At 55.2% G+C, this 16,193-nt stretch carries 18 protein-coding genes and 1 tRNA gene; 6 read left to right on the forward strand and 13 right to left on the reverse strand.

The genetic code is table 11. The annotated features are described in order from the left end of the window. Positions 1–22: 22 nt before the first annotated feature. The 3 genes from G518_RS0105920 (at position 23) to G518_RS0105930 (ending at position 3,234) form a co-directional block, all read left to right on the forward strand. Positions 23–2,308, forward strand: coding sequence for a sensor histidine kinase (locus tag G518_RS0105920; RefSeq protein WP_028601746.1), 2,286 nt, complete (start codon positions 23–25; stop codon positions 2,306–2,308). A gap of 28 nt (positions 2,309–2,336) precedes the next feature. After that, positions 2,337–3,044 (forward strand): response regulator, encoded by a 708-nt coding sequence (locus G518_RS0105925; RefSeq protein ID WP_028601747.1) that lies wholly within the window; start codon positions 2,337–2,339, stop codon positions 3,042–3,044. Between the two features lie 114 nt (positions 3,045–3,158). Next, positions 3,159–3,234 (forward strand) — tRNA-Phe (locus tag G518_RS0105930). Positions 3,235–3,332: 98 nt separating this feature from the next. Here the strand turns inward: G518_RS0105930 and G518_RS0105935 are convergent. Both G518_RS0105935 and G518_RS0105940 read right to left on the reverse strand, forming a co-directional pair. Next, positions 3,333–3,635 carry a hypothetical protein gene (locus G518_RS0105935; RefSeq protein ID WP_084651508.1) on the reverse strand — a complete coding sequence of 101 codons (303 nt, stop codon included), beginning with the start codon at positions 3,633–3,635 and terminating at the stop codon, positions 3,333–3,335. A 159-nt stretch (positions 3,636–3,794) separates the two neighbouring features. Then, positions 3,795–4,148: a helix-turn-helix domain-containing protein gene (locus G518_RS0105940; protein WP_028601749.1), complete on the reverse strand. Its 354-nt coding sequence runs from the start codon at positions 4,146–4,148 to the stop codon at positions 3,795–3,797. A gap of 92 nt (positions 4,149–4,240) precedes the next feature. On the opposite strand from G518_RS0105940, the gene G518_RS0105945 reads away from it, so the two are divergent. Beyond that, on the forward strand, positions 4,241–4,609 hold the full coding sequence (locus G518_RS0105945) for a hypothetical protein (protein WP_156909295.1): 369 nt from the start codon (positions 4,241–4,243) through the stop codon (positions 4,607–4,609). Between the two features lie 22 nt (positions 4,610–4,631). Beyond that, the gene (locus G518_RS38295) at positions 4,632–4,967 is read left to right on the forward strand and encodes a terminase small subunit (RefSeq protein ID WP_169457902.1); all 336 of its coding nucleotides are present in this window, start codon (positions 4,632–4,634) and stop codon (positions 4,965–4,967) included. Between the two features lie 153 nt (positions 4,968–5,120). On the opposite strand, the gene G518_RS34055 is transcribed toward G518_RS38295, so the two are convergent. The 11 genes from G518_RS34055 to G518_RS0106005 all read right to left on the reverse strand — a co-directional run bounded on the left by G518_RS34055 (position 5,121) and on the right by G518_RS0106005 (position 15,017). After that, positions 5,121–6,773 carry a phage/plasmid primase, P4 family gene (locus G518_RS34055; RefSeq protein ID WP_051236102.1) on the reverse strand — a complete coding sequence of 551 codons (1,653 nt, stop codon included), beginning with the start codon at positions 6,771–6,773 and terminating at the stop codon, positions 5,121–5,123. Then, entirely contained in the window at positions 6,766–7,329 is a 564-nt protein-coding gene (locus G518_RS0105960; RefSeq protein ID WP_028601752.1) for a DNA-primase RepB domain-containing protein, read from the reverse strand. The genes G518_RS34055 and G518_RS0105960 overlap by 8 nt, the downstream gene beginning before the upstream one ends. Beyond that, positions 7,326–7,538, reverse strand: coding sequence for a hypothetical protein (locus G518_RS0105965; protein ID WP_028601753.1), 213 nt, complete (start codon positions 7,536–7,538; stop codon positions 7,326–7,328). Before G518_RS0105965 ends, G518_RS0105960 begins: the two co-directional genes overlap by 4 nt. A gap of 179 nt (positions 7,539–7,717) precedes the next feature. Then, the gene (locus tag G518_RS0105970) at positions 7,718–8,290 is read right to left on the reverse strand and encodes a hypothetical protein (RefSeq protein ID WP_028601754.1); all 573 of its coding nucleotides are present in this window, start codon (positions 8,288–8,290) and stop codon (positions 7,718–7,720) included. Positions 8,291–8,301: 11 nt separating this feature from the next. Beyond that, the gene (locus tag G518_RS0105975; RefSeq protein ID WP_028601755.1) at positions 8,302–8,589 is read right to left on the reverse strand and encodes a helix-turn-helix domain-containing protein; all 288 of its coding nucleotides are present in this window, start codon (positions 8,587–8,589) and stop codon (positions 8,302–8,304) included. Further along, entirely contained in the window at positions 8,586–8,933 is a 348-nt protein-coding gene (locus G518_RS0105980) for a type II toxin-antitoxin system RelE/ParE family toxin (RefSeq protein WP_028601756.1), read from the reverse strand. Before G518_RS0105980 ends, G518_RS0105975 begins: the two co-directional genes overlap by 4 nt. Positions 8,934–8,966: 33 nt before the next feature. Further along, entirely contained in the window at positions 8,967–10,298 is a 1,332-nt protein-coding gene (locus G518_RS0105985; RefSeq protein ID WP_028601757.1) for a tyrosine-type recombinase/integrase, read from the reverse strand. A 474-nt stretch (positions 10,299–10,772) separates the two neighbouring features. Next, positions 10,773–12,644 carry a P-loop NTPase fold protein gene (locus G518_RS38300; protein ID WP_051236104.1) on the reverse strand — a complete coding sequence of 624 codons (1,872 nt, stop codon included), beginning with the start codon at positions 12,642–12,644 and terminating at the stop codon, positions 10,773–10,775. 367 nt (positions 12,645–13,011) lie between these two features. Beyond that, positions 13,012–14,136: a hypothetical protein gene (locus G518_RS0105995; RefSeq protein ID WP_028601758.1), complete on the reverse strand. Its 1,125-nt coding sequence runs from the start codon at positions 14,134–14,136 to the stop codon at positions 13,012–13,014. 118 nt (positions 14,137–14,254) lie between these two features. Continuing rightward, positions 14,255–14,581, reverse strand: coding sequence for a helix-turn-helix domain-containing protein (locus G518_RS0106000; protein WP_028601759.1), 327 nt, complete (start codon positions 14,579–14,581; stop codon positions 14,255–14,257). A gap of 151 nt (positions 14,582–14,732) precedes the next feature. Next, positions 14,733–15,017 carry a helix-turn-helix domain-containing protein gene (locus G518_RS0106005; protein WP_028601760.1) on the reverse strand — a complete coding sequence of 95 codons (285 nt, stop codon included), beginning with the start codon at positions 15,015–15,017 and terminating at the stop codon, positions 14,733–14,735. A 195-nt stretch (positions 15,018–15,212) separates the two neighbouring features. Here G518_RS0106005 and G518_RS0106010 point away from each other — a divergent pair, with 195 nt between their 5' ends. After that, the gene (locus G518_RS0106010; RefSeq protein ID WP_028601761.1) at positions 15,213–15,776 is read left to right on the forward strand and encodes a hypothetical protein; all 564 of its coding nucleotides are present in this window, start codon (positions 15,213–15,215) and stop codon (positions 15,774–15,776) included. The last annotated feature ends 417 nt before the right edge of the window (positions 15,777–16,193 follow it).

The following is a 16,193-nucleotide window of genomic DNA, read 5'->3' on the forward strand; positions in this document are numbered from 1 at the left end:
GCCGGTACGAGAGGAACCTGTCATGGATTCTCAGAGCCAGCGCCCGGGGAAAAAGCTAGCCCGCTGGTCACTGTATCTTGCAGTGGTTGCCATCATCGGCATTGGGCTGACCCTGGTGTTCCTGCTTGTGCAGGCTACCAACAACCGGCTGCTGTACGAGCGCTACTACGCCAAGTTGTTCGTCGTGAACATGGTGGTGGCGGCCCTGCTGGCCTTGGTGATCGTATGGGGCATCTACCGGCTCATTTCCCGATTGCGACGCCGCAAGTTCGGCAGCCGGCTGCTCATCAAGCTGGCAGCCATCTTCGCGCTGGTGGGGGTCCTCCCAGGGATGTTCATCTACGTGGTGTCCTATCAGTTCGTTTCGCGCTCCATAGAGTCCTGGTTCGACGTCAAAGTAGAAGGCGCCCTGGATGCGGGCCTTAATCTCGCGCGCACCTCTCTTGACACTCAGGCCCGGGATTTTGGCAATCAACTGCGCTCAGCGTCTGCCGCGCTGGGAAACACGCCAGATGCGTTGGCTGCCGTGCCGCTGGAGCAACTGCGCGCCCAACTGGGTGCCACTGACGCCACATTGTGGAACTCATCGGGCCGCTTGATCGCCAGCACCGGGGCGTCGCGTTTTGAGCTCAACCCGGATCGCCCCTCTCCCCAGCTGCTGCGCCAAGCGCGAACGCAAGGCGTGGCCACCCAGATCGAAGGGATTGACGAAGCGGCTGCGAGTGGCTTGAACGCTCCCGCCATCACCGCACGTATCAAAGCCGTGACCATCATCAACGCACGCTCGGTGGGGCTGCTAGATGAGCAGCGCTATCTGCAAGCCGTGCAACCGCTGCCCGTGGCGCTTGTGAGCAATGCTCTGGCCGTACAGCAGGCCAACCGTGAATACCAGGAGCGCGCTCTAGGCCGCGACGGGCTGCGGCGCATGTACATCGCCACCCTTACCTTGAGTTTGTTCCTGGCCGTATTTGGCGCCGTTTTGCTCGCAGTGCTGTTTGGCAAACAGCTGGCCACTCCGCTGCTGATGATTGCGGACGGCGTGCGCCAGGTTGCCGCAGGCGACTTCACGCCTAAGGTAGTGCTGCAAGGCCGGGACGAGCTGGTGGGGCTCACCAGATCGTTCGCCAACATGACGCAGCAACTGGCTGATGCCCGCACCGCGGTCGATTCCAGCATGCGCGAGGTGGAAGCTGCCAGGGCCAACCTGCAAACCATACTCGACAACCTCACCTCAGGCGTCATCGTGCTGGATAAAGAGGGCACCATCCAGTCCTCCAACCCTGGGGCTACACGAGTTTTGCGGGCTCCGCTTGCTGCCAGTGAAGGCAAGTTCCTGGGTGAGTTGTCAGGTCTGGAAAGCTTTGCCGCCGATGTGCAGGCCCAGTTCCGGGAGTTCGAGGGAGAGCGTGCCGAGCATGGCCTTGATCATTGGCAGAAGTCATTCGAGCTGTATGGCAACGCAGGCGGCATGAGCTCCGATACCGTGACGCTGGTAGCCCGCGGGGCGGCTCTGCCTGGCGGCCTGCGCTTGCTGGTGTTCGACGATATCTCCGAGATCGTCTCAGCTCAGCGTGCGCAGGCTTGGGGAGAAGTGGCCAGGCGCCTGGCCCATGAAATCAAGAACCCACTCACGCCTATCCAGTTATCGGCCGAGCGGCTTGAATTCAAGCTGGCGAGCAAGCTCGCAGGGGCGGAGCAAGCGCTTCTGATCAAATCGGTGAAGACCATCGTTGATCAAGTTGACGCGATGAAGCGGCTCGTGAACGAGTTTCGTGACTACGCGCGTTTGCCTGCGGCTGTTCTTCAACCCATTGATCTGAACGAATTGGTCAATGATGTGCTGCATCTTTACGGCACTGGCGGCGACGATGGCTGGTCAGACAAGTCGGCTGCTTTGCGTTTCGAGTGTGACCCCCTTTGCCCCCTCATACTCGGTGACGCCCAGCAGCTGCGTCAGGTCATCCATAATCTGGTGCAGAACGCGTTGGATGCAATGGAGCACCAGGTCGGGCGAGATGGCGGTGTGGTCATCCGAACGCAATGGAGCGCCTCAGCACAACGGGTTCGATTGAGCGTTCTCGATCATGGCCATGGTTTTCCTGATGCCATCTTGAAACGAGCCTTCGAACCCTACGTAACCACCAAGGCAAAAGGAACAGGTCTGGGCTTGCCGGTGGTCAAAAAAATCGCTGAAGAACACGGTGCGAGGCTTGATGTATCGAACCGAGTTGTAGATGGCCAGATAGTTGGTGCGCAAGTATCGTTATCATTCGCTCCAGCACCTGTCAGCGACCCCCTGGTCGTCTGACGTATAGATAGAGGAAATTTCACTTCACATGGCCAACATTCTGGTGGTGGACGATGAGCTCGGTATTCGGGATCTCTTGTCTGAGATTCTCAATGACGAAGGTCATACCGTCGAACTAGCTGAAAACGCAGCCCAGGCGCGCAGCGCGCGCCAGCGCGCTCGGCCTGATCTCGTTCTGCTGGATATCTGGATGCCAGACACGGATGGCGTCACCTTGCTCAAGGAATGGCGTGGCACGGGTCAGTTGACCATGCCCGTCATCATGATGAGTGGCCATGCCACCATCGACACAGCGGTAGAGGCTACGCGCATCGGCGCGCAGTCCTTCCTTGAAAAGCCCATTACGCTGCAAAAGCTTTTGAAGGCCGTCGAACAAGCGCTGGTCCGGGAGAACGCCGCGCGTAAACCTGCGCTGGAGGGCCTGGAGGTTTCAGCTCCGGCTATAGGCGCTCCTGAGCTGACCGTAGAGGCTGCGATGATGGGAGGCCACTCACTGCCAAGCGCAGTAGATCTGACTCCGCAAGGCCAGCAGGTCTTCGAGCTGGACAAACCGCTGCGTGACGCACGCGATGCATTCGAGAAAGCGTACTTCGAGTTCCACCTTGCAAAAGAGGGTGGCTCCATGACGCGCGTGGCCGAAAAAACCGGCCTGGAGCGCACGCATCTCTACCGCAAGCTCAAGCAACTCGGCGTAGACCTCTCCAGAGGCCGCCGCGGGAGCATTGCCTCCAATTGAAGGCAAAAAAACGGCGCTTCCCTCGCATTGCGTAGGAAGCTATCCGAGCGCGTTTTGAGTTTCAGGTCGGCGGTAGAAGAAAACGCCGAAAGTTGATGCTAGAATAGCCCTCTTGGCCCGGTAGCTCAGTTGGTAGAGCAGCGGATTGAAAATCCGCGTGTCGTTGGTTCGATTCCGACCCAGGCCACCAAGTAAACAAAGAAAAGCCTGCTACGAAATTCGTAGCAGGCTTTTTTATTTGTACTCCGATGTAAGGGCGGATGTAAGACGGTTCCCGGAATCAACGCTTCAGGTGAACCAACCGGGGACATATTCGGCGCCCCGTGTGAAACCGCAGGCGCGACGTGCGAGGCCGGTTGCGGCGCTGGTCAGCAGTCCTGCAACGGTGGCGGCCATGATGCCTGTGAAGGTGCCCCAATGCACCGCAAGCGTGAATATCGCGACTGCAAGGTCAACCAGCAGGGGGTGTCCTAGCAGGCGCAGTTGCCAATGGGACGGCAGTTTGACGAACAGCAGGGCGAGGCCGAAGAAGATGAAGATGCCCGAAAGAATCATGACGATGGCTCCGAAGGTCAGCGCGAGATTGCGCACAAGACCTAGGGCATACGCGCGGAGCGCGTTTCTTGTTCATCAATGTCGGGCGAGGGCCCAAGAGACTCCTTTTTAGGCGCGCTGAAAACCGAACCGAACTGCCCCCTGTCTTTCAAACCGGCCCGAGGGTGATGCTAGAAGCAGACTTGCTTGGAGTTTCTATGCACTGCGGAGGTGGTCGCAGGTGCGTTTGACCAAGTCGACTACAAAGGCCCGATGTGGCTCGTCCAGTTCTGCCAGCCACGCAGCCAGCTTCGATGCCTGATCGTCAGGCTGCACTGAGGATTCAGTCAGCAATTCACCTATGCCAACCCGCAGTGTATGGCTGATCTTCTCCAGCGTTTGAAGCGAGGGCACGGTCGCACCGCGCTCAAACCGGCTGATCGTTTCGGGTTCCACCCCGAGGCGCTCAGCCAATTCGGCCTGAGTCCACTCCTTCGACTTGCGCAATGCGGCAATCTGGGTGCCAAGCCGCTCGGCTAACGGCTTGCCCGAATGCTTCTTCTTGACCATATCTGTTGAGTTATTGAACAACACATATGGTTGTGCTCAGCGCACGTATCAGCCAGAATCTAATATGTCTAGTAAGACATATGAAGTCAATTGTGAAACAAAAAATTCTCTTGCTAATCGGCTGCGTGGCTACTCTAGTCGGTGGCGCCTACGCGGTGGACGCCCTTTATCAGCGCAAAGCGGATCGCGCCGCTTTGGCGCAGCAGAAAGCATCGGAACCGGAGCAGGTCTTCCGTGAACTTGCTTTAGTTGCCTGCAAGACCGCAGTAGAGAGAAGCGTCGTTCCGGCCAAAGTTCTCGACTGGCCCGCTCAACCCACAGGGAGGCGGGATTGGGGGTTCATGAGAACCGACACGGGATTTCGAATTGATCTGTTTGCTGATCTCGGGGGAGCGTTCGTTCGCAAAGCGTGCTATCACGACAAGGCTGGTGTCGTGATGCAGGTCGTCGATGCGGTGTAGACAGACCTTTTGGATCTCGCACATGGCGCGCTCACCTAACATCCGAAGCAAGCATTTGCGTTTCATCAGGGAATACGCCGTGGACTGTAACGGCGCAGCGGCGGCTGTACGGGCGGGTTATTCCCCGCGTTCGGCCAAGGTGACGGCCAGCCGTTTGTTAACCAACGCTAACGTGCAGCGGGCGCTTCAGCAGATTCAGCAGGCCGATATGGAACGATTGACTCTCAGCCGTGAAGCGGTGATCGGACAGTTACAGGACGCCATCGAGTTCGCGCGGATCAAGCAAGACCCTCTGGCGATGATCTTGGGGTTGCGGGAGATGGGGCGCATGATGGGGTACTACGGGCCGGCTATCTGATATCACCGGAGGCAAAGGCTGCCAGCCACGCAGGAATGTGGTGCTGAGGTCGGGTGGAAGGGGTGGAGTCTCGTAGGTCAATTGTTTATTCATGAGAGGCGAAAGCCAGTTGAATAATATTTAGGCACGAGACCTCCACCGCCTCCATTGGCACTACGGGTAGCGCGACTTCACGCCGAGGTAGTAATTGCCATCGTTGCGCTTCACGTGCGTAAACATCACTTTGAACTCACGGTAGAAATTGGCGCTGGTCATTGGCTTGCTGTAGCCATTCCGTTCGCACCAGAGTTTGAAGTGGTCATAGGCTAGGCTTGCCTTGATCTCTGCAGCAGGGTCTTTCACGCAGTCATTTTCTAACCACTGGCCAATGATGTCCATCTCATTGCGGTACTCGGCAATGGCATCGGAAATCACCGAAGGCTCGCTGAGTCCATTCTTTTTCCAGTCCTGATAGCCCTTGAGCGCCCAGTTCAGGATGCCCGGCAACTCGGCTTTTAGTTCCTCGCCAAGTTTTGGATTGCGCATATTTGGCGGGATGCTGACTTCGAAGGGAATGGTCTTTACGCGGCGCCAGATACCGTTGTCACGACCAACGATAGCCGGTTTGTGGTTGCCTGCCACAAACAGTTTGAATTGCGGCACGAACTCGAAGTGCTCCATGTAGAGAAAGCGTGCAGTGATGCGTTCGCCGCCGGTCATCTGCTTGACGAGTGCTTCGTTCAGGCGGGTACCGGATTCGGTTTCGTTGCTGAGTACCACGCGTGCACCTTGCAAGCGAGCGAGGTCGTTGGTGGTGCTGGAGCGATTCGCCATCAAGGACTCGGGCTGGATCGTCTTGACTAATCCTTGGCCGAGCAGTTCCGCGATCACGTTCAGCAGCGTGCTCTTACCATTGGCTCCAGAGCCGTGTAGGAAGAAGTACGCCTGCTCGCTCGTCTCACCGGAAAGCGCATAGCCGACTACGCGCTGAATGTAGGCCATCAACTTTTTGTCCCCGCTGAAGGTGGTCAAGAGGAAAGCATGGAACTTTGGGCACTTCGCGTTCGGGTCGAACTGAATGGGGCTGTGCGTCGTTAAAAGGTCTTCCTTGCGAGCGAGACGCAGGCGCCCAGTTTTGAGTTCAATGACACCATTGGCGACACCTAGCAGCATGGGGTGACTGTTAAGCATTGTGGGGCTGACAGACAATGCGGGATGCGACTGGGCCAGTTCCAGCATAGCCTTGAGGCGCGAGAGTTGGAGGCTGATCTTGACGTGTCCCAGCCATTTGCGCTGTGCATCCTCGTTTTGCACAAAGGCGGAATGAGTGGACATGCTGCGCACAGCTTCTTTGGCAATTTCCATGATCTGACTCTCTCCGTCACGCACCCAATTCAAGCCGTTCCAGATATGCCAGCCCTGAGAATGGACGTAGCGCACGCGGTCTTGGATTGCGTTTGAGAACGCTTCAGCGTTGCCAGCGTCTGTCATCGAGAGCGGGTCAACTGTGCCGGTCGGCGGGTAGCGCGACACGCTGGCGGCGATAGCCTTTACCTCCTCATCGGGCAGTGGGGGATTACAGTGCTCGGCGTTGTGTTTCAGCAAGGCGGCTTCGATGGCATCTTGACTGAAGCCGTTGCGACGCATCCCACCTGAAAGGCTGGTGAGCGTGTTGTTGCGGCTAGATTCGGGGATTGTCGAATCATTCGCCGCATCACGGTTCATTGCCGAGCGCGCGGCTATTGGCAACTTCAGCCCCAGCGTTGCCATCAGTTCTTGATAGGGCGAAGGTGCGAGGTAAATGAGTGAGGCAATGGGTTTAGGCATGAGTGTTCTCCTTGCTGAGCAGTGCGTGGATGCGGGTTTGAAACGGTGCGCCCTTCTGATGCCAGAAGCCGGGTAGGCGCATCACGCGTGGCAGATCACAAACCTTGGTATCGGCATCGAATTTCTTGGCAAGCTGCTGCTGGAGCGGCTTAAAGTGCACCAGCGGCAGGCCGTGGGTCAACCAGTACGCATGCCAGCGACCGGGACTGCTTTCGACAACAACGTGCGGGCGGTATGGCAGAACCGGAGGCAACGGCGCACCATCTAAATCGGCAAACAAGGCGCGTACTCCGACAACGTTGGCTGCAGTGCGGCACGTCTTCGCGTTGTCATGTACGATGCCGTCGCCCTTGTTGACCATCACGAACACGCCCTGACCCTGCTGGTTCAGGTGCATCAAGGTGCTCTGATGCTCCGCAAACGTTCCGTGCAAGACCACGCTGCCGCCGCGCTTCTCTCCCGAATCGTAGAAGGTCTGGAACGTGTAGACGCCATCGGGATCGAGTGTCGCAAGAAAGGTGCTCGCGTCTTCAAGATTGAACTGGAGGCGTGTCATTGCTTGCCCTCCAACGCGGCGCGGATGGAAGCCACGGGCCAAGCCAAGCGTCCATTGATGCGGACAGGGCGGATCGGGCCATTCTCACGACAGGCCCAGACACGCAAGGTTTGCTGCGAGCGGCTCAGGTGAAAGGCCGCTTCAGCGGTGGAAATTGCGGAGCGGGTTTCCTGTTCCAGCGGCTGCGGGATGGGACGGGAGTAAGCCATCTTTTTTCCTTACGGATGTTTAGGTGGCTTCTCATTCTCATGAGAGGACAGAAATGGCCTAATGCGGGCTTTGGCTCTGCATGGGCCGGGTCAACAGACTGATATGGCGGGAGAGGTGATATCGGGTGCCGGGCAATTCCGGGCGAATGCGGACAGTTTCCGCATTGCATATAGGCGCTTTAAGCGCTGGGGACAGGCCAAGGATTGCTAGGTGGCACCTTGGTGGAATTGTGATCACTTGCCAGCTTGTCATGCTGGCGAGCCCACTCAAGGGCCAGCGCTTCGTTCCATAGGCCATGTGCTTCGGATTGAGCCACGCTAAGGCCGTTTTCTCTGGCGCGCTTGAGGTCTTCTTCAATCGTCGGCCAGACCTTGGTCCGGTAGCGTTGGATCAGCTTATCCTTCTTGACGATGCGATCTGGCGTCGGTGCGTGTAGTGTCCGATCCAATTCGGTAGCGACCGGCGCGTGATTGTGCTGACGAAGCCACTCAAGGGCGCTCGCCATCTTGATAATTGTCTTGAGCGTGATAGGCGGGTGCTCGAACTGGCCGCATTCAATGGCGCCCGCGTGAACCCCTGCGATGAGTGTTTCATGTTCGGCGCTCAAGTCAAGAGCATCACCATTCGAGCCAATTACGTCGCTGAGCGCGCGCGGGTCGATTCCGGACATCAGCGCCGCCAGTTGCCAGATGGCGAGAGCGTCACGCTCCCGCCAATCGGCGTAGTTGGCCCGGTGGCCTGTCTCCGACATGGGTGATGCCCTCAAGCCGCCAATGCGTCAATGACCGCACGCGGGTTGCGCTCGATCACATTGAGCAGCACAAGCGATGCACCGTGCGGTTTGCGGTCGCCGCGCTCCCAGTGGCGCAACGTGGCGGTGGAAAATCCGAACTTCGCCGCGAACTCTTCTTGCGTCATGTCCACCTTGGCGCGTAGCGCCTTCACGTCTACTGGGCGCGGACGATGCACGCGCACGCCCCGGTCATGCCCTTCGGCATGGGCAATGGCTTCCTGCAAGCCGCGTTTGATGCTGTCGAATGCTGTGCTCATTTTTTCCGTCCTTTCGCCTTCCAAATGCTGACCAGTGCGCCGGTTAAGTCGGCTAGTTCATTGCGCTCTGTCTTGCTCAGATTGGCACGATCACCTTTTGCAAAGAGGGTCAGCAGATAGAGCGGCATGTGTTCGTCATGGAAGTAGTAGATGACTCGCACGCCACCGCTCTTGCCGTGATCACCCCTGCGCCAGCGCAGCTTGCGGACGCCACCCGTACCTTCCATCAGGTCGCCCGCCTTGGGGTGCGAAGACAGATACCTGATCAGGTCTTGCCGCTCTTCAAGGCTGAACAACTTGTCCGCCGTGCGGATGAATTCAGGTAGCTCGGCGACCGTTTGCATGAGTTTGATTGTAATCCAATGGGACGGTTCCAGTCATTTGTTCATCACGCGCAGATTGGGCCTGTCAGCGGCAGGCGTGAACTCGACCCCGGCGTGTTCCAGCATCCATGCCTCAATCCGTTGGTGATGAACACGCAGCAGGTCAAGCGGACGGACTCGGTAGTGCTTCTCGGCGGTGGCACTGGGCTTGTGGCCTTGGATTTGCGCAACTACGCCTGCGGGGACTTCCAGCCACTCGGACAGTGTTCCGAAACTGCGTCGCAGGCCGTGTAGCGTCAGTTCCAGTCCTGCCGTGGCGCAGGCTTGCCGGTGCGCGATGCTGGGTTCGACGACGCGCCCGCTTTTGCTGGTTGGGCTGCTAAATACCCATTCATTACGACGCGGCAGGGCAGCGATCAGGCTTTCCACATAGGCCGTGAGAGGTACCGGGCGTGTGCCATCGATCTTGTCCCCAAAGGTCATGCCCTTCCAGCGAAAGTTTATGTCGTCCCAGCGAAGCTCGCCTAGTTCCTCGCGCCGCGCGCCTGTTAGCAGCAGGCATTGCAGGTAGGCGGAAATCACGGGGTTCTGGAGTTGGCGCACTTGGGCAAACCACGCATTCAACTGCTCCCGCTGAAGCACATCGCTCTTGGGCTTCATGCGGCCAGCAGTCTCGCGGGCCTTCTTGCTGCTGGCGGCAGCAGCGTCAGTGGTCGTACGGTAGTCCGGGTGAGTTGCGCACCAGCGCATGAAAGCCTTCAACTGCCGCAATGCCAGCCGTAGGCGGGCGGGGCGTGTTTGGGCTTCTTTTGCGGCCCACATTTCGACCCGCTCAGACGTTAAGTCCAGCAGGCGGATCGCCATTAGTTCTGCAAGCGGGCCTGCTATGGTCACGGCGTCGGGCATGCGCTTTCGCTTCTCGCCACCAGCCTGAGACAGTTTCACGTGGTCGGCATAGTTGCGCGCGCCCCAGTGCGGGCGGCGCTCCTCCAGATACGCCTGCCATGCTTCGCTGACCGTGACGGCTTCGCGAGCCTGCCGTTGCAGCAGAGCTTCTGCTTCCGACGCACGGTGCTGGCGTTCGGCTTCCTCAGCCGCGAGCGTGCTGCGCTTGACCTCCGCCGGGTTGCGGCCCTCGTCGATTTGCCGCTGATGCTCGCGTGCCTTGGCGCGGGCCTGCTCGATAGACCAAGCGGCTGGGGTCCCGATGGTGATCCGCACGGTTTTTCCGTGGGGCTCGCCTTGGAAGATATAGGCTGGCTTGCCCTTGGGCGTCACGCGCAGCCCCAAGCCGGGTGTTGCGGCATCCCAAAGGAATGCCTGCTTTTTATCTGCAGGACAGGTAAAGGCGGACACTCGGCCCGCCGTGAATGCAATCTTTGCCATATTGGTTCCCCGGTCTCACTGCGACGCCGATGTAAGGGCGGATGTAAGACGAATTCTGGAAGAAAGGGGCACAAAGATCAACGCGGCGCAACGTTGAGAGGATCTTTGAGTTGAGTAAGTTGTTGATTTAGATGCTGAAAATCAACAAAACAGAACCCCGTGAAATTGACCAAAGCGAGGATTGAAAATCCGCGTGTCGTTGGTTCGATTCCGACCCAGGCCACCAATCACCATACGCCTCAGCGCTCGAAAGAGTTCTGGGGCGTTGCTGTTTCTGGGGGCAGGTCAGGGGCCTGACCCGCTAGTCCTATAGAAGAACGGCCGCTGACGACCAATCGCGGAGGGTCGAGAAACTGACCTTAAACGAGGATAGCAAAGCGTTGTGCTTCGCTCCGAGCGCATGTTAGCGCCCACAGAGTTGAAGATCGGTGCAACTGGTCACGAAATGCTTTCGGTTGGACGACGGCGCCTGTCTTAGAGCGCTGGGCTTGCATCGTGGGCGGCAATCGCAGCAAGCGCAAGTTTGAAAGCCTCCTGCACTCCTTCTATGCGAAGCGCACTCACCCTCCCTTTTCGCTGGTCCTTCTCTTCCTCCAGAAGGTTATGAACAGCATTGACCCATTTGTACTCATTCTTTAGGGCCTCTGCATGAGATGGTTCTCTATATCTTTGGGCGAATACAGCCGATACCATATCGCATGACTCGCGACCAAGATTTACCAAAGTGCGGACAAAGGCTTTGGGGTCGATGGTGGCGAAGACGGGAACGTCGTAGAACTTTGAATTTCCACTGTTCGTGATTATCACGGCTCTTGCGAATTCGCGGGTCGAGCCCTCCAACAGTTTTAACAAGTTCTCTCCCTCTGCGGGCAACGCATCAACTTTGGCCTTTTCTTTTGCCTGATTGATGTAGGCGTGGAACATTGAAAATTGTGAAACATCAGTTCCGTGGTACCCATGTCCAAGCCACCCAATCATTATTTCGCTTCCGTCATTCTTGCCCTGATTGAGCAACTGCTGATTGAATGCAAGTTGATCGACCTGTTCTTTGCCCATTGCTAGAATTTCTTCCGCCGTGGCGGTCAGCAAGCCCTTGCTCTCGTAATGCAGAAGCATTCCAACTACATGTCTGACTTCTCCAAGTCGTTTGAACCTCTTGTCCTTGAGATCCTTATATACTCGTGCGAGCAGCTTTTCGAACGCCTCGTCGGACAAGTCTTGACCGTACCAGAGTTTTACCCAGTCCTCCCTGTCTTTAGCCGACGCCAAATACGAACTGCGTGCTAATGCCGAATTGATGCGAATAAAGTCGAACAACCCCGTTGTGAAAATGGCTTGCCACATATCTGCTGGGATAACTAAGTCCCATGAGGATAAAGACGCATATTTGCCACGCAAATGTGCCAACACTAACTCGGTTGAATTTTTCTCGCGCTTGCTCACACTTGACATGTCAACTCCTCTAATTGGGATTTCGTTTGGTGCAAATGATCCTGCGCGAATCTCAATAGAGAAAATTAAAAACCGTTCAAGAAGAGCGCCGATGAGTGCTTCATTTTTTAACGCATTCTTTGTCAGTCCCATCAGAAACCGTGAAAAATCGAGGATGGTTTGACGGAGACTCCTTAGATTTGAAAGTTCAGACTCAGTATAAATCTGTTTGATTAAATTCGAGTGATGCCCGATCAGCTCTTGATGAGCCGGGGGCATTTCTGAAAAGAATGATGAAAGCGCTTCGTCAAGATTTGGTTCGATCGTTAATGTCTTTCCAATGAGCTTTTCTTTAATTCTGTCATAACGATTTTTGTCACTATCTTTTGATAGATCGTTCTCGATTTCTGCCTCATTGGCAATGAGAATAACTTTAGCTTCCTCGTGCTCGATAAACGTATTAACATAGCCTAGCAACTCAGGCATCGGAATTCTGCATCTTTCCACGTCATCGAAAACAAATATAATACCAAGGCCGTCTTTAATAAAGTCGCTTACGTCGATCTGGGGAAGCGATGCGTTGACAGACCCTTGGTCATTTCCAGGAAGCTCAATCTTAAGAGCAAGCTTGAGGCTTCCCTTCAACAAGCGCCCTACATACTTCATACCCTTTGAGCTCAATACGGGGTGGAGTTGACGATAGATTTCATCGTCAATCATTGAAGTTGCACCAAGCCCATACAAACTTACATATATATATTTTTGTTCTTTCAAATATTCTCGGGCGAAAGCTTTAAAAAAATAGGTCTTTCCAGATCCCCACGGCCCACTCAGCATTACGGCATATTTAGGTGCGGACTTCAGATCGAGGTAGTAGCCGAGTAGCTCTTTGACTTGTTGATTGTGCAACGACATTTTATTCTTTGAGCAATAGAATTGAAGCTATTCGAAGCTCCTGAGTATTCACTAGTAGAGCAGCGCTACAGCGTCATGCATTAAAATTCGTTTTAAATTTAAATGGCTCTGACTATTAAGATGGTCGCAAACACAGGAATTGATAATCTCAGTTGATCATTCGATGCAAGTCGCCAATTCCAAGTGGCCCGGGATTTTGTATCTGGGAAGGCCTGCGGTGAGACTGGCTGGGTACACTGTAAGGAATGAATGCAAGCAATTGACCTTCATCGCCTGCCGCTCGGTTAACGTTCATAGGGCTATCATGCCAGAGCCCCCCTTTGGCCTAACTTAGTCGAGAAGCTGATCAAGGACTGTTTATGGTTGCCTATGACCGGTCAACAGCTCCTCGACGTCGGAGTTCGAAGTCGAGCGGATGGTCGATCAACGAGTGAATCGCGTTCCTGTTCCAAACAAAGCTCGCATCCACGTTGATATGTGACGGGTCCACGGCGGTTATGGACTTGTCATCTAAGAAGATCACGCCGGAGAGATGCTTTGTAACGTCTGCGGCTGGAATGTTCGATTTGACCTTCTTATTGAATTTGCTCGCGAGATCGACGGAACCGATATAGTTGTTGAAGAATTGCCTTCCGAATGCAGTCTGGAATGCCTCCTTGCCAGGCCCTAGGAAGACACTTTCTCCTGCCCATGGAAACATCACATAGGTGATCACCGTCGGCTCAACGCGCGAGAATTTCTTAATGTGGCCGAAAAGGAGCGTGTGATGCTTTGTTGCGTGTTCCTCGGGCGAATACGAGCGCGTGCTGACGTAGGCCCCTGCGTTCCAGGCGAACTCGTAGGACAGACCCAGGATGACTTGGCTCTTTAATCGCGGTGTCCTGGCCTTAACATCTACCCCGTTCACAAGCTCTGCCAACAGTTTGGGCCGATTCACGACATACGGCGTGAAGTCGCCATCATGATCGTAAGTCGGCACAATCGTCATGCGCACGATGCCCTTGGCCTTTCGGAACTCGTCAAAGATGCCTTTGAGAATTTGACCGGTCTTATCCGAAAGATTTTTCGTATCCATCGAGACGCTCAGAGTCTTCAAGCGCATGTCGTGGTTTGCGTTCTGCATGCCCATTTCGGAGGCGAGCGTGTCCGATGCCGGCAATGTTCGATCCAACTCGATATTGCCGGGACCGGTCTGCGGGATCGCCAGAAAGTAGTCTAGCGCGCACAACTCTGCATACGCCCCATCCCACTCGTCCTCGGCGACTCGATTCACGGCGCCGAGCACGTCTTTGCGAAGGCTAGGATCAATATTAATGGCCGCTTCGATACGTCTCAGCCGGGATGCGTAGTTAGTTTTGAATTCGGCAAACTCATCCGGATGTGCAAGTGCGCCGATCACGTTGTTAGACAGGGTTTTCGTGACATCGAACGTCGCGGATCCCGCTCCAAAAATATTGTCGACAAACGCGGCGTAATCCGATCTGTGTGTCATATACCACCTCTATTGTGTTCTGTAGCCCACGCCTTAACGCGGGCTGCAGGGTCTGCCAAGCTACCTCATAGCTGTCGTTCTTGCAGGTGCCTCCAACCGGAGGTTGCTAGGCGGCGACCTAACGCAAATCCTGCCGCCACTGAGACACGAGGGCCTTGCGCTGGCCCGTTGATTTGGTAGCCAGCTCCATGAGCCACACAGCCACATCATCCTCATCGCAGTAGAGATAAGCCAATGGCACGCTCAGGGCCTTGGCAATGAGCCTTGCTGTTTCCACAGGTGGCTCGTGTGTGCCCAGCTCATAGCGGCTGATTCTTGCCCGGCTCGATGATTCATCGATGCCAATCAGCACACCCACTCTTTCCTGAGACAGGCCCAGTTCCTCACGCCGAGAGCGCATGCGCTTTCCGACGATGTTTGGACTTGCCCCAGACTCTGTGACCATGTCACGAGTTTCGTGACCTTGTGATAATCTGTCGTCACGAAAAACGTTACATGATGGAATGCCTACAGAGTGTTCGGGAGCAAGGCGATCCCTATGTCTTTATCGGAAAAGCCCGGCGCTGCTACAACACGCGCAATGCCGCACTGTGCGGTCAGCTTCGGCCTCTTGTTTTCTTACTGCTTGCGAACTGGTTGCGACTGCGCTGATCGAGGTACTCGTTGAGCAACTCTTGAGGTGGCACGCCCAACGCTTCCGCGAACTCCACCAGCTCCACAGCATCGATACGGCGCTCTCCACGTTCGCATTTCGACACGAAGGTCTGCGTGTTTCCAAGGCGTTCGGCCAATTCAACCTGCGACACGCCCACACGCTTGCGAGCTGTCTTGAGGACAGCCAGCAAGAGCTGGTAGTGGGAATTGTGGGTCGATCGGGACATCGTGCAGCGACTCAAAAGTCAGTGCACGGTAAAGTCCGTTCCGGAATAGTCCAAAATAGACTATTTCTACTTCGGTATCGGGTTCTGCCAGGACTCGCTGGTGATAAGGCTAGGCCGAATCAGAAGAATATTTCGTATTAGCGTGCTTCCTGGATTTGAGAAGCGTTTTATATGTGATTTTTAAAAGGAGAAGTTGTGGACAAAAAAATAGGAATTTATTTAATTATTGCTGCTTCAGTATTTTCCGCAGGTTGCGCGAAAAGGGTTGTCGCGAAGGTGGAACCTCAAGCAACTCAGTGGAGCAGGCATTCTTTGGAGATCAAGGTGGAGCCCAAAGTTATACAGAGAGTTAATGAGTATTATGAGGTTATTGCCGAACCTAAATGCATGACGTCCGGGTGTAATGCGTTCATGCTGACAATAAAAAATAAAACAGCCAAAAACCTAGAGGTAAATTGGAACAAAACACTTTACGTATTTGGTGCCCAGGCTTCAGGCGGGTTCATGTTCGAAGGTGTTGTATATAAAGATAGGAATAGCCCGAAGTCATCTGATGTAATATTCGGGAATGGTCATTTAATCAAACTGATCTACCCAAATGATCTGGTGAAATATTACGGTGGAAGGTATGTGGCTAGATGGGATCACGAAGACATGCCGTTTGGTGAAAATGGGATTTTTTTAACGGTGAATGTAGACGGTAAAGAGGTGACAGAGAAAATCGTAACTAGTATTTCTATAAGTCAGCCTAAAAATTGATGCTTCCGGCTATTCAATGGAAGAGGGCCATGAGCTGAATATCTCGAAGGACTTCTGCACGATAAGCCTCAAGCTTGTCGATCCAGGTCGAAGCTGAAATTGCTGAAGGTCAAACTGGACGCCTGATATTTCGGCAGTTTCACTGTACCGCCCGCCCTGGAGCCATCCTCGGCGGGTTTTCTTTTGCCTTCGAGAGAGGAGCCCTATGCATGTGTACCGAGACTCGCCGGCCGGTCAGGCTGTCCAGACCCAAGCCCAAGCCCAAGCCCAAGCCCAAGGCTCGGAGCTAGGTGAGCTGAGCGGACTGCGAATCCAAGAACTGGCCGAATACGAAGAGGACTTATCTGCCCTAATCAAAATCCTGCTCAAAGCTGCTACGTGGCCGAAAGCCACCGAGATTGGTCGAGCTCACCCTGG

The sequence above is a fragment of the Ottowia thiooxydans DSM 14619 genome (genome assembly GCF_000422885.1).
Taxonomy (GTDB): domain Bacteria; phylum Pseudomonadota; class Gammaproteobacteria; order Burkholderiales; family Burkholderiaceae_C; genus Ottowia; species Ottowia thiooxydans.

Coding starts and splice junctions, on each gene's coding strand:
- G518_RS0106000 (WP_028601759.1), bottom strand. CDS start 14,581: ATGGTCACAGAGTCTGGGGCAAGTCCAAACATCGTCGGAAAGCGCATG.
- G518_RS0105925 (WP_028601747.1), top strand. CDS start 2,337: ATGGCCAACATTCTGGTGGTGGACGATGAGCTCGGTATTCGGGATCTC.
- G518_RS0105920 (WP_028601746.1), top strand. CDS start 23: ATGGATTCTCAGAGCCAGCGCCCGGGGAAAAAGCTAGCCCGCTGGTCA.
- G518_RS0105975 (WP_028601755.1), bottom strand. CDS start 8,589: ATGAGCACAGCATTCGACAGCATCAAACGCGGCTTGCAGGAAGCCATT.
- G518_RS34055 (WP_051236102.1), bottom strand. CDS start 6,773: ATGCCTAAACCCATTGCCTCACTCATTTACCTCGCACCTTCGCCCTAT.
- G518_RS0105985 (WP_028601757.1), bottom strand. CDS start 10,298: ATGGCAAAGATTGCATTCACGGCGGGCCGAGTGTCCGCCTTTACCTGT.
- G518_RS0105970 (WP_028601754.1), bottom strand. CDS start 8,290: ATGTCGGAGACAGGCCACCGGGCCAACTACGCCGATTGGCGGGAGCGT.
- G518_RS0105960 (WP_028601752.1), bottom strand. CDS start 7,329: ATGACACGCCTCCAGTTCAATCTTGAAGACGCGAGCACCTTTCTTGCG.
- G518_RS38300 (WP_051236104.1), bottom strand. CDS start 12,644: ATGTCGTTGCACAATCAACAAGTCAAAGAGCTACTCGGCTACTACCTC.
- G518_RS0105995 (WP_028601758.1), bottom strand. CDS start 14,136: ATGACACACAGATCGGATTACGCCGCGTTTGTCGACAATATTTTTGGA.
- G518_RS0105980 (WP_028601756.1), bottom strand. CDS start 8,933: ATGCAAACGGTCGCCGAGCTACCTGAATTCATCCGCACGGCGGACAAG.
- G518_RS0105940 (WP_028601749.1), bottom strand. CDS start 4,148: ATGGTCAAGAAGAAGCATTCGGGCAAGCCGTTAGCCGAGCGGCTTGGC.
- G518_RS38295 (WP_169457902.1), top strand. CDS start 4,632: ATGGCGCGCTCACCTAACATCCGAAGCAAGCATTTGCGTTTCATCAGG.
- G518_RS0106005 (WP_028601760.1), bottom strand. CDS start 15,017: ATGTCCCGATCGACCCACAATTCCCACTACCAGCTCTTGCTGGCTGTC.
- G518_RS0105965 (WP_028601753.1), bottom strand. CDS start 7,538: ATGGCTTACTCCCGTCCCATCCCGCAGCCGCTGGAACAGGAAACCCGC.